Below are 16,565 nucleotides of genomic sequence, written 5' to 3'. Positions count from 1 at the left end.
ATAACGTTAAGAATTGTGTTATTCGTTTTCGATAACAACTAAAGCCATTTTGATAGCAGCATAATCTAATTGCTCATTAAAATATTCATAAAAACTTTTTAAAGATTTAGGATTTTCTACTTTATCCATAGCTTCTCTTACTGCTTCTATTTCCTTATTTGATACAAAATCACTCAAATCTATTTTTATTCCTTCATTGTATAGTTTTACAAAATGACTTTGAATGGTATTGGGAGTTAAGCCTCTTTGCTGTGCTATTTCTTCAATAGACAACCCCTGTTTTTGTAAATCGTAAGTTTCTAAATGCGTTGCAGTTTTGCTTTTCTTTTTTCTAATTGGTTTTACTACTTTTTCTTTGTTAAACCTTATGATTTCGGTGATAAAGTCATAACCATAATCTTGGAGTTTTTTTTGCCCAACACCATCTATTTGCAAAAACTCTTCATCAGTAACAGGCCTTTCGTTGGCCATATTTTTTAAAGTAGCATCTGTAAATATATGATAAGCAGCCAATCCTTTAGCTGTTGCTAATTCCAAACGTAAAACTCTTAAACGCTCAAACAAATTATTTTGTGGCTTACTAGCTTTTTGTTGTGTTTTGTTACCGACGTTAACATAATCTACGGATTTAGTAAGAGAAACTTTAGCTCCGTTAAACAATACTTCTTTAGATAGTTCATTTAATTTGAGAGCATTATTCTCGTGGAAAGCGATTTCACAGTATCCTTGATTGATTAACTGTACCATGTATTGTTGCAAATCTTTCCAAGCAATATCTTTGGCAACCGCATAAGTTTTTAGCTGATAATATTTTTTCTCTACTATTGTTGCGTTCATAGAGCCTCTTAAAAAGTCCACAACCACGTTTAATGGCTCTTGCTGACGAAGTCTAAAAATTCCTGATAACACCTTTTGAGCAATTACAGTACCGTCTAAAAAAGTAGGAGGATGCTTACATACATCACAATTGCCACAATTTTTCGTTTCTGTCTCTCCAAAATAACTTAACAATATGTTTCTTCTACAACTAGTAGCCTCTGCATATTGTCTCATTCTCTCTAACTTGGCTAGTTGTACCTCTTTGTTTCCAGAAGTTTCTGCGAATTTTTGTAGCTGAACTACATCTGCATAAGAATGAAAAAGAATGGTTTCGGAATCTACACCATCTCTACCAGCTCTACCAATTTCTTGGTAATAGCCTTCAATGTTTTTGGGTAAGTTGTAATGTATAATCCACCTTACATTAGATTTATCTATCCCCATACCAAAAGCAATGGTTGCGCAAATAATCGGAGTAGTATCGTGTATAAAACCTTCTTGAACCTTACTTCGTTCGTCAGCAGGCAAACCTGCATGGTAAGCAGCCGCTTTATGCCCGTTTTTTTGTAATCGTTCAGCTAGCTGTTCTGTTTGTTTTCTACTTAAACAATAAATAATTCCTGATTCTTTAGGCTTGGAATTCACAAAATCAATAATCTGATTTACGCGATCTTGCGCTGGACGAACTTCTAAACTTAAATTAGCTCTATTAAAGGAACTGATATTTCTTTTGGCTTGCCCTATGTTTAATTGATTGGCAATATCTTCTCTCGTGGCTTTATCTGCAGTTGCGGTTAGCGCTACCAACGGAGTGTTTGGGAGTCTTTTTTTTAAGAAAGATAATTGAGTGTATGCAGGTCTAAAGTCATGACCCCAAGAAGAAATACAATGAGCCTCGTCTACCGCAATTAAGCCAATATTACAAACTTGGCTAATTTGTTCAAAAAAAACCAAACTTTCAGGAGCTAAATACAACAGCTTAAGGTTTCCTTCTTTTACATTTTTTACAATTGTGTTATTTTCAGTATCGGTTTGAGAGCTATTCACAAAGGCAGCATGAATTCCATTTGCATTTAGAGCATCAACTTGGTCTTTCATCAAGGCAATCAATGGAGAAATCACTAAGGTTAATCCATCAAGTAAAATGGCTGGTAATTGGTAACAAATAGACTTACCACCCCCAGTAGGCATTATTACTAGATTATCCTTACCGTTTAAAATACTTGTTATAATAGACTCTTGTAACGGTCTAAACTGTTCGTACCCAAAGTAGTCTTTTAAAGTTTTGTGCAGTAACTCTTGTTGTTTCATTCTTTCAAGCAAATATTTTTAAATAAAATACAAAAACGTGTATTCAGTAAGCTAGTATAACTGCAAAGCTTCATCTAGTATTTCAGCGATGGTTTTAACATCAATATTTTGATGCGAGGGCACACGCAGTATCTTGATAGTTGTTCTTTTACCCGAAATCAATTTTGGATGATTCATTAAATGTCCTTTTGCAAAGCCTAAATAAGGTTCGTTGCTTACTTTCTCTTTCCAAATATAGCATAGTGGTTTTTCTTTATAATAAAGGTAAGGTAACCTCCACTTAAAATATACACGTATTTCCGGATGGTAATCAGAAATGAAATTTTTGAGAAACAAGAAAACACTTTGGTTAGGCTCTTCTAATTTCTCAAAAAAATCATCGATATTATTCATTATAGACTTAGAGTTATGAAAGATAGTAATCCAAAGACTCTTCTATCAATTCTGTGGAAACTTTGCAATCAATCTTATATTTTTCTATACCCTCTAATAGAACAAAATTTACCTGACCGTTCACATTTTTCTTGTCGTGTTTCATTAAATCTATCACCGCAGGATAATCACTTTTTAGAACGGGTACTTTACCAAAAATACGTACCATTGTTTTTTTGATGTTTTCTAATTCTTCTGAAGGAAAGTTATAAAGTTTGGTAGATATGTAGGTTTCGGTAATCATTCCCAGAGCAATAGCTTCACCATGAGTTAAAGTTTCTTTGTCTTCGGATTCTAAAAAATGCGATTCAACAGCATGACCAATGGTATGACCAAAATTCAATATTTTTCTCAAACCACCTTCTAGTCGATCCTCTAGGACTACTTCGTTTTTAATTTCTATAGAACGATGGATTAAATCCAAAATATTAACCTCTACAGTTTGATCAGCAAATTTGGTCCATAAACTCTTATCGTAGGTCAAGCCGTATTTGATAATTTCTGCCATGCCAGAAGTAATTTCTTTTTCTGACAACGTTTGCAAATAAATAGGATCTATAATTACCATTTGAGGATCTGCAAAAACTCCAATCTGATTTTTTAACACTCCTAAATCAACACCTGTTTTTCCACCTACAGAGGCATCAACCATACTTAATAATGTTGTTGGAATATTAACAAATTCAATTCCTCTTTTATAGGTAGAAGCAACAAAACCACCCATATCTGTAATTACCCCGCCACCTATATTAATTAACAAACTTTTTCTGTCGGCACCCAAGTCAGTTAGAGCTTGCCACAAACTCATACATGTACCTAAGTTTTTATTGATTTCTCCAGACTCTATCTCTACAATTTCAAAAGTAACCTCAACTTCCAACTCCTGTTGCAAAATAGGCAAACAATGTTGGTGCGAATTTTCGTCTACCAATACAAAAACAGTCTTAAAATTTTTAGAATTGATAAAATGGCTTAGTTGCTTGTAGCCATTTTCTTGAAAATGAACAGGATAACTCGTTGATGTAATTGTTTGCATATTTTCTAATTAATGTAGTGCAAAATAAAGGGAAAAAATTGAATAATAAAGATTTTTTGATATTTATGAAAAATCAAATCAATTAACATTTGTTAACAAATAGATGCTTATTAGAAAATCACCTACATAAAGCCGTATTTTTAACCCAAATTGATTAAAAATGAATAAGATAATATATAAGTTATTGATGCTTGCCAGCTTTACTGTGTTTTCACAATCTCCGGGGAACATAAGTTCAGACATTAGATTATGGTTAAAAGCAGATACAGGTACGAACACTACTACAGATGGGGGCGGAATCACCTCTTGGAATGATCAAAGTGGTAATAGTTTCAACGCTACAGGTACAGGAGCTGCTGTTTATTCAGTAAATGATGAGTTTAACTACAACCCAGTAATATCATTTACAAACGATCAAAGACCAATTTCTGGAACTATTAATAGACCTAACGGAGTGGGTTCAACAGTTTTCGTGATTGGTAGTGCTGCTTTTAATAATCCCAGACGAGCTATTTTTGAGTTTGGAGTGGAAGGAGCAGGAGGTATTCCAAATTCTGCCAGTAGACAGATGTTCTTTAATAACCAATATGGAACAGCTACAAGTTTTCAAAACGATGTAAACATAGGTCAAAAAACTCTTTGGTCTATTTTTGACGAAGGAGGGCAAAACACCTACACTATAAATCAGAACAATAATTTATTAATTACGGGAAACAAAACAAGTACTTCCTTTAATTCATCGTGGACTAGCGGGTTTTACTTTTTTGGGGATGATGCCACTGGAGGAGATCAGTTTACTGGAGAAATTGCCGAAATTGTTTATTATGATTCAGAATTGTCTGTTGCAGATGCTCGCAAAGTTGAATCTTACTTAGCATTCAAATACGGATTAACTCTAGATAACTCGTTAGGGGGAGAAAACGGAGATTATGTTTTAAGTGATAATACTACTGTTTGGGATGCTTCTACAAATGCAGCCTACCAGAATAGAATTATAGGAATAGGTAAGGATGATGACTCTGATTTAGAACAAATAAGATCAACAGATACTGAGGGAATTCTAACGTTAGACAAAACAACTTCTTTTGCCACAGACTTAGATTTTATAGCAATAGGTGACGATGGTAACGCTTTTAGTTTGTCTGCTGGTAACACACCAACAGGCATTATTAGCAAGTCAGAAAGAACTTGGAGAGTTGCAACAAATGGGACTCCTGGTTTAATATCGGTAAGTTTTGAATTAGGAAATGGTATCGTAAATACAACAGTGCCATCAGATTATGAGTTAATTATTGATAATGATACAGATTTTACGGATGCAACTACGCTCTCAACAGGTGTAACTATTGTGGGTAACACATTAACATTCTCCAATGTTAGTCTTTCTAACGGAGATTTTCTTGCGTTAGGTGTTGGTTCTTTAACTTCTTCTCCAGGTTCAGTAAGCACAGGAATTATATCTTGGTTCAAGGCGGATGCTGGTACCGGTACTACCGTAGATGGAGCAGTAATTACTCAATGGTCTAATAGCGCTAGTTCTAATCACGCTATGCAAGCAGGAACAAGTGATTTTGCTACTTATGCAGAAACCAAACATAACTTTAATCCTTCAGTATACTTTGCGAATGGGGATAATGGATATTTTGATGTGGATTTAAGTGGAATTAAAGATTCGGATTACAACATTATAGCTGTTGTTGAAAGAGATAATTCTAACGATGATAATTTCTTTATAGGAACCAATTCAACAGCAACTAACGAATCTTTGAGGCTGGGGTACTCAACTAATACTGCTGTACAATTTAATCAAGAGGGAACAAGAGTAACGGCTGTGACTGATGGCTTTGTAAGCGATGCTGAAGAGCAACCTTCCTTATTTAGAGGAACCCTAGACAACGGTGTTGAGCAAAGAATCTCTTTTTTAAATAGAGGCTCAGAATCCGTTGTTTCAGATGTACTAGATTCAGATTTTTTAACAGGATCTGCAGGAGGTTTCTTAGGAAGAGGGAATACAAGTTTTAGAGGTTTTGAAGGATATATATCAGAGTTAATAGTTTATAATAGTGCTCTACTGGATGAAGAAATTTCTAGAATAGAGAGTTATTTAGCAGTAAAATATGCTTTAACGTTAGATAATTTTGGTGGCGGAGACAATGGAGATTATCTAGATGGATTGGGGAATGTCATATGGGATGCTTCTGCAAACGCAACTTATCACAATGAAATTATAGCTGTTGGAAGGGATGATAATTCTTTTTTAGATCAACAAAAATCATCAGAACCTATTTCTAGTACCATTTTAACTATTGATAAAGGTGAATCATTTACAAGCAATCAAAGTTTTATCGTTGTAGGAAATAACGATGCAACTATTGGTTTAACAACATCAGGAGTTCCAACAACCTATACTAATAGAATAGAAAGAACATGGAAGGCACAAGTTTCAGGCACACCAGGCTCGGTCAACTTTAGTATTACTTTAGGAGGTGCAATTACCGAAACAGGTAACGCATTTGATTATGCTTTGTTGATTGATACAGATACTGATTTTTCTGATGCTACAATCCATACGGCAGGGGCTTCTTTGGATGGCAATGTGTTAACATTTACAAATGTAGATTTACCTAACAATGCTATTTTTACACTTGCGGTAGGGAGCTCCCTTACTGCACCTGGAGATGTAATAGGCAACTTATCCCTGTGGTTAAAAGCCGATGCTGGAACTAGTACTACGGTAGATGGAGGTTCACTAACTAGTTGGTTCGATCAAAGTGGTAGTAGTGCTAATGCAACAGGAACTGGAGCACAGTATAAGCAAGATGGTTTTAATAATAACCCGTCGATTGAATTTTTCGATACGGATCAGCCTTTGTCAGGACCTATCAACAGAGCAAATGGTACAGCTTCAACCGTTTTTACAGTTTATAAAAAAAATGCCATTGTAGATGATTCCTTTTTTGAATTTGGAACGACTAACAAAAGACAGTATTTCTTTGATAGAAGATACGCAGCTAATACAATATTTGCTGTAAATATTAATCAACCAACAATTGTTTCCATAGAAGATCCAGGGGAAAAAGATCCTGCTATTCTGTATCAAAATGGTGGAGGAGCCATTAACACGGGTAGCAAGGCATTCGATGGAACTAGTTTTAATTCGGGGACTTATTTTATTGGAGATGATAGAACCGGTGGTAATGAATTGACTGGGGAAATCGCAGAGGTTTTGTATTATGATAGAGAGCTAACAGCTGCGGAGAGACGTAAGGTAGAGAGTTACTTGGCTTTAAAATATGGTATTACTTTAGATAATTCTGCAGGAACTACGGCAGGAGATTATGTTCTAAGTGATGACAGTATTTTGTGGGATGCCTCTGAAAATAGTATTTATCACAACGATGTGTTTGCAGTTGTGAGAGATGAAGATTCTACTTTAAGTCAATTAAAATCAAGAAGTGAAAATCCAGATTCTTTTATCGAAGTAGAAAAAATTGGAGTATTTTCCAATGATTTGGACTTTATTGCATTGGGTAATAATAACGGAAGCTTAACTCCTACTGAAACTGATGCTCATCCGTCTTATTCAACAAGACTAGATAGAACTTGGTTATCTCAATTGGGGGGGACACCAGGAGCCGTTAATCTTAGCTTTTATTTAGATGAACTTTTCGTGCCTAATAGCGGAGATGTTTTAGACTATGCTTTGCTAATTGATAACGATACAGACTTTACCTCAGGAGCAACTGTTCATACTACAGGAGCTAATATTTCAGATGGAGTGTTAACATTTACCAATGTTTCGTTGGCTAACAATAATTATATAACCTTGGCCATTAATAATCCTATCGTACCATTTCCTGGAGCCATAGCCAATAATATAACACTATGGTTAAAAGCAGATGTAGGTACCAATGCTACTACTAACGGAACTGGAATTACATCTTGGATAGATTTAAGTGGAAATGGAGCGAGTGCGACGGGAACAGGAAGAGCCGTTTATAATACTTCTGCTCCAATTAATTACAATCCTACAATAAGCTTTACAGATGATGTTAGACCTATTTCTGGAAGTGTCACAAGAACCAGTGGTACTGGTTCAACTATGTTTGTTGTAGCAAACTTAGAAGACGTTGTGACAAGGCAAGCCGTGTTTGAGTTTGATGGAGGGGCAACTCAAGGTAGCGATAGGCAAATGTTTTATACTGACGAATACTCTAGTAACGTAACTACAGGAATTAGCAAAGGAATTAGTAATTTATATGCAATACAAGATACGAATGGTACTTCCTCCGTGAATATATATGAAAATAATAATCTAGTAGGCTCTGGTAATATAGGTACATTTAATTCGGTTTGGACCACAGCCAATTACTTCATAGGGGATGACGTTACCGGAGGAGATAGACTAACAGGAGAAATATCTGAAATTATTTATTACGACGAAGTTTTATCTACTGCTGACAGGCAAAAAGTAGAAAGTTATCTAGCGATCAAATATGGTATCACATTAGATAATTCTCTAGGTGGAACTTCTGGAGATTATATAGACTCGCAAGGAAATACAATATGGGATGCTTCTGCTAACGTAACCTACCATAATGATATTGCTATTATTGGTCAAGACGAAAGTTCAGGGTTGTCTCAAAAGCAATCTAGATCTGAAAGTGCTGACGGAATTTTGACGATTGCTTTAGGAAACTCAATTGCAGCAAGTAATCTAGATAACGCAAATGATTTTGATGACGATTTAGACTTTTTAGCTTTTGGACATAACGGAACTGATGATATTATATCTTTAATAGACAACGGTGTAGCATCAGGAACTTGCCCTACAGTAGCTAAAAAATTGGATAGAGATTGGAAAGTTGTAAATGTAGGTTCAGTAGGTACTGTTTCATTATCTTTTGATATATCTACACTACCAGATCCTAATGACTACAGCTTGGTGATTGATAATGATGGAGATTTCGGTTCAGGAATTATAGAAACCAATTCAAGCGGTGTTTTATCTGGAGATAATTTGGTTTTCTCTGGGATTACTAACTTAACGGATGGAGTAGTTTTTACTTTGATTAAAAATACACCTACAGCTCAAATATTATTTGCTAATGGAGTATGGTCAGGTGGAGCAGGTACAAATGATATACCTACGACAGCCGATAGTGCAAAATCTATAGAGATAAGAGATGATGTTACGTTAACAGCTAATTTTGAATGTAGCTGTTTGAGTGTAAATTTAGGAGCTATTTTAACAGTCCCAACTACAAATTATATTGATATTTCAGGAGATTTAACGTTAAACGGTAGTATTTATTTAGAGGGTGATGCTGAATTGGTACAAACAGATTTGACCAATACGAATTCAGGTTCTGGACAAATATTTAAAATTATAGATGATGCTACTGCTTCAGAATATAGATATAATTATTTTGCTTCTCCGGTTAACACGTCTGGAAGCTTTACACTGTCAGATAACTTAAAGTTTAATACAGGAGTAACCTTGGGAGATAATACAAATCCAAGTTTTACAAGAAGCTTAGAAGGATTTGGAACATCTATAAGCACAAGATGGACTCACACCTTAAACAATGGAGGTTCCTTTTTAGAAATAGACGAGGACGAGACTATGGCCCCAGGAGTAGGGTTTACGATGAAAGGAACAGGAGTAGCCAATCAATATAACTTTATAGGAAGTCCAAACAATGGAAATATCAACGTTCCTATTACGACAGGTAACTTCTTATTAACAGGTAACCCATATGCTTCTACTATAGACTTAGAAAAGTTTAATGATTTGAACTCATCAACTTTAGAAGGAATAGTATATTTATGGGATCAACCTTCAGGAGATGTCCACGCAACAGGTGTAGAAGATGATTTAGGAGGTTATGCTACTTTTATGGGAGGAGTTGGATCTGGAGTAGGAGTTTCGGCAGCAACTTTAGATATGACAGATGCAGACTTTTCTGAAAATGGACCTAACTCTGGGAATAACCAACCAAGTGGTTTTGCTAAGCCAGGACAAGGATTTGTAGTTTATGCAACAGCTACAGGAAACGTTCAGTTTGACAATAGTTTAAGAGATGGAGTATCTTTTAATGGAAGTAGACATTTCTTTAAAGCCAATAGCTTAAAAACGTTAACATCAATAATTCGTTTAGGTTTCGAATATACAAAAGCAGACGGTCGTATTTTCCACAGACAAATAGCCACCTCTCTATCCGGGAATAGCTTAGAGAAAGAAGCAGGAAAAGATGCTTTTATGTTTGACTACTTTCCAAACGATGCCTTTTGGGTGATTCCAGAAGACGAAGATCGTTACGTTATTACAAGCGTACCTTATGCAAGTGATGATTTGGTACTTCCATTAGGAGTAGTTGTAGAGAACGACAAAGAGATTACTTTTAAACTAGATGGAGTAGAGAACTACAATGGAGAGGTTTATTTGTACGACGAAGTTTTAAAAACGATTACAAACATCAAAAAGGAATCTCATAAGGTAACTTTACCAAATGGAGAATACAGAGATAGATTCAGTATCATGTTTAACAATCAAGGAACTTTATCAAATGAGTTTGTTGATAACAAAACAAAAACATTGATAAGAACAGATAAAAACGAGATAGAAGTAATCTTAGAAAAAGGAAATATTAAATCTATTGAATTGTACAGTTTATCAGGCGGAAGGATGTTGAACTACTCTCCAAGGAATTCAACAAACAGTGCCACTATCACTACTGATGTGAGCTCAAACTTTTACATCATCAAAATAATTACTGAAATAGGTACAGTAACAAAAAAGATATATATAGACTAAAGTTATATACATATTCAAAACAAAAATCCATCATTTAACTATGATGGATTTTTTTGTTACAAATAAAGCTCAATGTTTGCTGTTATACTTTTTTTATTAAAAAACAGTAGAGAAATCAACAAATTACTTTAGTCAGGAACTATCAATTCCAACATCATAGGGACTTATTTCAAATCAGAACAGCTACTAACACAGAGCGATGATGATTTCGTAAAGTGATACAGCACTCTATCATACTAGTATTAATCGAACTTATCAATCAGAATGAGTCTTTTCTTAAAATATATAATATATGTATCCATAAAATCTGAATTTTAGCAGAAGTACTTATTTGAGTGGTTTAACTATTAATTCACATTAACCAAAACCATAATTTGAAGGCCGCAGTCTCAAGAGAAATTGATATCAAACAATCGCTGTTTTGTTGATATAAACATATGTTTATCAGTAATTGAGATAAATAGGTGAAATTTGTAGTGGATAAAAATAGGTCAAAATGAAAAAGTTTTTTTATAAGAGTCTTACTGCGATACTGATAAGTATATCTTATATAGTACCCAGTTACGGTCAAACAAACCCAGGAGGTATTCCGGGAAGTATACTTTGGTTGCGTGCAGATATTGGTACCAATGCCGTGTCTGATGGTGACGGTATAACTTTTTGGAACGACCAAAGTGGAAATAACTTTAATGCTAGCGGTACTGGAGAAGCAAAATTTTCTACTGCTAATGCTATTAACGGTAATCCAGTTATTTTATTTTCTGATGATGTTGAACCCATTAAAAATGTTAATACTCCTTCAACCAGTCAAATTACTAGAGGAGCAAGCCCTACAAGTGGTACGGATCAGAGTACAATTTTTGTAGTTCAAAGATCTCCAGATATGAATGATGATGGTTGTATGGTTGAATTTGGTACACCTAGCAACAGACAATACTTAATTGATAGAAGGTATGACAGTAACGATTTTTTCAATCCACGTTTACCAAACAACAGACGTAATTTACTGACTGTATCTGATCCAGGAGGGTCTGGAGCAGGTAATAATTCTACCATTTTCTTAAACTCTGGTAGCTACGATGTGTCACAAAATTTATTTTCTACTTCATGGACTACAGGAAGTTATGTAATTGGAGATGACGATACTGGAGGTAATAGATATACGGGTGAAATAGGAGAAATTATTTACTACGATTACGAATTAACAACCATACAAAGAAGGAGAGTAGAAAGTTATTTGGCACTTAAATATGGTATTACTCTAGTTACAAATAATCTAGTAGGACATACACCAGCACCTGTGGGTAATTCTAGCCCTGGGGATTATATATCAAGCACAAACATTTTATTATGGGATGCTTCTGCAAACGCAGCTTATCACAACGATGTTATCGGTATAGGTAGAGATGACGGTACTGCTTTGGATCAACGTGCATCTACAGAGTTTAATGAAGATCCTTCACTGGCCACAGCACTTTCTATAAAAAAAGCAGACACGAGCACTCCATTTGACAACGATTTAGATTATTTAATGACTGGTCATGATGTTGAGTCTTTAGATTTTGATGCAATTGGTGTTGGGGTACCATCAGGTATAACTCAGAGATCACAAAGGACTTGGTTTGTACAAACAAACGGAACTCCAGGTTTAGTTACGATTAGTTTAACGCTAGGAGGAACTTTTCTAAATACAGGTAACGCTACAGAATATGCTTTATTAATAGATACAGATGAAGATTTCACTAGTGGAGCAACAGTAGTAAAAGCAGGTGGAGTGTTAGAAGGTAATCTATTGACTTTCCCTAACGTAAATTTATCAGATGGCGATTATTTCACGCTGTCACTAACGCCAATAACGGAATTTCCAGGTAATGTGTCTACAGATTTATCTTTATGGTTAAGAGCTGATGCTGGTACTAATACTACAACAAATGGAGGTGGTATTACTTCTTGGGAAGATCAGAGTGTAGAAGGTTCCAATGCTAGCGGTACAGGTAATGCGGTATACTCAGACGTAAATGATTTTAATTTTAATCCAGTAATTTCTTTTACTAATGATCAGAGACCAATTACGGGTCGACTAAACAGAACAAATGGTGTGGGGTCTACGGTTTTTGTTGTTGGAGAACTAACAGCTGCAAGTCCTAGGAGAGCCATTGTAGAATTTGGAGCAGAAGGTCCCGCTGGAACTCCTGATTCTAATACAAGACAATTTTTGTTTACCGAAAATTATGGGACTGTAGGAACATTTGCCAATCCAATTAATGTTAACGAAAAGACAATTTTCACCATATCTGATGAAGGTAATCAGGATGCATTTATTGTAAATCAAAATAATTCTTTACTAGATTCTGACACCAAATCAGGTACCTCTTTTAATTCATCTTTTACAAATGCTTCCATAGGGAGACAAGGATATTATTATTTAGGAGATGATGCTACAGGTGGTGACCAATTTACAGGAGAAATAGCCGAAGTTATTTACTATGACACTGAACTATCTGCATTGGAAAAGAGAAAGGTTGAAGGATATTTGGCAGTCAAGTACGGAATTACGTTAAGTAACGCTTTAGGTGGTGTAGAAGGAGACTATCTCGACAGTGATGGAAACTTAATTTGGGATGCTTCTGCTAATGCATTATATCATAACGATGTGATTGGAATAGGTAGAAACGATATTACCACGTTAAATCAACCTAAATCAGCAGAATCTACTGAAACTACTGCCTTAACCATAGAAAAAGCAGGAGGTTTTGAAGATGATCAAGACTTTATGTTGGTAGGTAACGATAATGGAGGATTGATTTCTGAAACAGCTGGACTAAACCCTGTATATGCAGAAAGAATACAAAGAACATGGAAAGTAGCCAATACTGGAAATGTGAATGACGTAACTGTTAGTATTACTTTGCCAGCATTTGCAACGTCTACTAACGCGAACGATTATGCATTACTAATTGATAATGATACTGATTTTTCTGATAGTGATATACATATCAGCGGAGCTTCCCTAGTAGAAGGAGTTTTAACATTTACAAACGTTAACTTTCCGAATAATGCAGTCTTCACTGTAGGTGTTGGTCTTAGTGTAGGACCAGCAAATGTAACTTCTGGACTTACGCACTGGTTTAGAGCAGATAGTGGAACCTCTACAACCACCAACGGTAGTCTGGTTAACACATGGAACAATCAAACAGGTAGTAACAATGCAACTATTAACACCGGAGGAGTAGGAGTTAATTACAACACTAATAACAACAACTTTAATCCATCTGTGTTTTTCGATAATGGCGATAATGGATACCTTAATTTTAACTTAAGTGCCTTAGTCGGGACCAATTATAATGTACTAGCTGTAGTAGAGCGTGACGTAGCATCTGCGAATGATCATTTCTTAGGAGCAAATTTTTCAACGGGAACGCCCCATGATAACCAAAGATTTCGCGTAGGTTATAGAACGGATACCCGAGCTTCTTTCACTCAGCAAGGTGTATCAGGAAACGCAAATGCAAACATAGCAGCTTATAGTGCTAGTAATCAATCTCCGGATCTGTTTACTTCTTCATTTGATGGTGGAGCTAATAGAATTGGACTGGTAAAACAGGGGGTGTTAACTAATGGATCATTAGCTAATATGAGCCCATTAACGCAAGATGGAAGTAGAAGTACAGGGTACATCGGGAATGGACATAATTTAGGGAGTCATGGTTTTAACGGTAATATTTCGGAAATCATAATTTACACTAATATATTATCAGCCCTAGATGAGCAAAAAATTCAGTCTTATTTGGCTATCAAATACGGTATTACACTACCTTCTGGTGTTAATTATTTGAATAGTGTGGGAACCGTTATATGGGATGCAACTGCAAACAGCGTTTATCACAACAATATTGCAGGTATTGGTAGAGATGTGGCTTCTAATTTATTGCAAAAGCAGTCTAAATCAGAAAACCCTGGAACTATTTTAACAATTTCTAAATCGAATTCTATTGCTGTAAGTAATAATGCAAATCCAGCCAACTTTACGTCTAACTTAGATTTTCTAATATGGGGTAACGATTCTTCGGCAGCACTTGCTTTAGTACCACACGATAACGCTCTCAATGATTGTTTGGATCAGGTTAATAGAAATTGGAAAGTTAGCAATTCTGGAAATGTTAACAATCTAACACTGAGATTTGATATTAGTGGATTACCAACTTCATCTACATTTAATTTAGTGATTGATGTTGACGGTGATGGGAATTATAATACGGGTACTATTAACACTATTTCTACAGGTACGGTTGCAGGAAGCAACATATCATTTAATAATGTCTCTTTACCTAACGGAGCAGTGTTTACTTTGGTAGATATTTCTACCGATGTAAGTTATACTTCAGGTTTTTGGAGTGGGGGTTCAGGAGTTGCAGGTGAATTTGATGATTCTGTAACTGACCTAGTAAAGTCTGTTACTATTAACAATGACGTAATGTTGAGTGCATCGCACAACTGTAAGTGTTTAAGAGTGGCTAATGGTGCTAAAGTTACGGTAAGTGATGATGAATTTTTAAAAGTAACAAACACATTGAATTCAAACGGTAGTATTTATTTAGAGGGAGATGCTGAATTGGTACAAACAGATTTGACCAATACAAATTCAGGTTCTGGACAAATATTTAAAATTATAGATGATGCTACTGCTTCAGAATATAGATATAATTATTTTGCTTCTCCGGTTAACACGTCTGGAAGCTTTACACTGTCAGATAACTTAAAGTTTAATACAGGAGTAACCTTGGGAGATAATACAAATCCAAGTTTTACAAGAAGCTTAGAAGGATTTGGAACATCTATAAGCACAAGATGGACTCACACCTTAAACAATGGAGGTTCCTTTTTAGAAATAGACGAGGACGAGACTATGGCCCCAGGAGTAGGGTTTACGATGAAAGGAACAGGAGTAGCCAATCAATATAACTTTATAGGAAGTCCAAACAATGGAAATATCAACGTTCCTATTACGACAGGTAACTTCTTATTAACAGGTAACCCATATGCTTCTACTATAGACTTAGAAAAGTTTAATGATTTGAACTCATCAACTTTAGAAGGAATAGTATATTTATGGGATCAACCTTCAGGAGATGTTCACGCAACAGGTGTAGAAGATGATTTAGGAGGTTATGCTACTTTTATGGGAGGAGTTGGATCTGGAGTAGGAGTTTCGGCAGCAACTTTAGATATGACAGACGTAGACTTTTCTGAAAATGGACCTAACTCTGGTAATAACCAACCAAGTGGTTTTGCTAAGCCAGGACAAGGATTTGTAGTTTATGCAACAGCTACAGGAAACGTTCAGTTTGACAATAGTTTAAGAGATGGAGTATCTTTTGATGGAAGTAGACATTTCTTTAAAGCGAACAGCTTAAAAACGTTAACATCAATAATTCGTTTAGGTTTCGAATATACAAAAGCAGACGGTCGTATTTTCCACAGACAAATAGCCACCTCTCTATCCGGGAATAGCTTAGAGAAAGAAGCAGGAAAAGATGCTTTTATGTTTGACTACTTTCCAAACGATGCCTTTTGGGTGATTCCAGAAGACGAAGATCGTTACGTTATTACAAGCGTACCTTATGCAAGTGATGATTTGGTACTTCCATTAGGAGTAGTTGTAGAGAACGACAAAGAGATTACTTTTAAACTAGATGGAGTAGAGAACTACAACGGAGAGGTTTATTTGTATGACGAAGTTTTAAAAACGATTACAAACATCAAAAAGGAATCTCATAAGGTAACTTTATCTAATGGAGAATATAGAAATAGATTCAGTATCATGTTTAACAATCAAGGAACTTTATCAAATGAGTTTGTTGATAACAAAACAAAAACCTTGATAAGAACAGATAAAAACGAGATAGAAGTAATCTTAGAAAAAGGAAATATCAAATCTATTGAATTGTACAGTTTATCAGGCGGAAGGATGTTGAACTACTCTCCAAGGAATTCAACAAACAGTGCCACTATTACTACTGATGTGAGCTCAAACTTTTACATCATCAAAATAATTACTGAAATAGGTACAGTAACAAAAAAGATATATATAGACTAAAAATTATATATATTCAAAACAGAAAATCCATCATAATTAAATGGTGGATTTTT

General features: G+C 35.3%; 5 protein-coding genes. 2 read left to right on the top strand and 3 right to left on the bottom strand.

The features are described 5' to 3' along the window. Nucleotides 1–18: 18 nt before the first annotated feature. Genes recQ through aroB form a run of 3 tightly spaced genes read right to left on the bottom strand, consistent with a single transcriptional unit; the run spans nt 19 to nt 3,598 of the window. A complete protein-coding gene (gene recQ, locus ACXGQW_RS02210) occupies nt 19–2,130 on the bottom strand; it encodes a DNA helicase RecQ (RefSeq protein WP_457823482.1) in 2,112 nt (703 codons plus the stop codon). A gap of 51 nt (nt 2,131–2,181) precedes the next feature. Continuing rightward, nucleotides 2,182–2,523, bottom strand: coding sequence for a DUF1801 domain-containing protein (locus tag ACXGQW_RS02205; RefSeq protein WP_457823481.1), 342 nt, complete (start codon nt 2,521–2,523; stop codon nt 2,182–2,184). A gap of 13 nt (nt 2,524–2,536) precedes the next feature. Next, entirely contained in the window at nt 2,537–3,598 is a 1,062-nt protein-coding gene (gene aroB / locus ACXGQW_RS02200; RefSeq protein WP_457823480.1) for a 3-dehydroquinate synthase, read from the bottom strand. 160 nt (nt 3,599–3,758) lie between these two features. On the opposite strand from aroB, the gene ACXGQW_RS02195 reads away from it, so the two are divergent. Further along, the gene (locus ACXGQW_RS02195; protein ID WP_457823479.1) at nt 3,759–10,415 is read left to right on the top strand and encodes a hypothetical protein; all 6,657 of its coding nucleotides are present in this window, start codon (nt 3,759–3,761) and stop codon (nt 10,413–10,415) included. 496 nt (nt 10,416–10,911) lie between these two features. After that, complete coding sequence (locus tag ACXGQW_RS02190; protein WP_457823478.1) at nt 10,912–16,512, top strand: hypothetical protein; 5,601 nt, start codon at nt 10,912–10,914, stop codon at nt 16,510–16,512. Nucleotides 16,513–16,565 lie beyond the last annotated feature (53 nt).

Source organism: Wenyingzhuangia sp. IMCC45533 (genome assembly GCF_054111225.1).
The sequence above is the reverse complement of the archived record's forward strand: the minus strand, read 5'-3'. Positions and strand labels throughout refer to the sequence as shown.

Bases quoted from the DNA above. Each gene is read 5' to 3' on its own strand.
- aroB (WP_457823480.1), bottom strand. From the start codon at position 3,598: ATGCAAACAATTACATCAACGAGTTATCCTGTTCATTTTCAAGAAAAT.
- ACXGQW_RS02195 (WP_457823479.1), top strand. From the start codon at position 3,759: ATGAATAAGATAATATATAAGTTATTGATGCTTGCCAGCTTTACTGTG.
- ACXGQW_RS02205 (WP_457823481.1), bottom strand. From the start codon at position 2,523: ATGAATAATATCGATGATTTTTTTGAGAAATTAGAAGAGCCTAACCAA.
- recQ (WP_457823482.1), bottom strand. From the start codon at position 2,130: ATGAAACAACAAGAGTTACTGCACAAAACTTTAAAAGACTACTTTGGG.
- ACXGQW_RS02190 (WP_457823478.1), top strand. From the start codon at position 10,912: ATGAAAAAGTTTTTTTATAAGAGTCTTACTGCGATACTGATAAGTATA.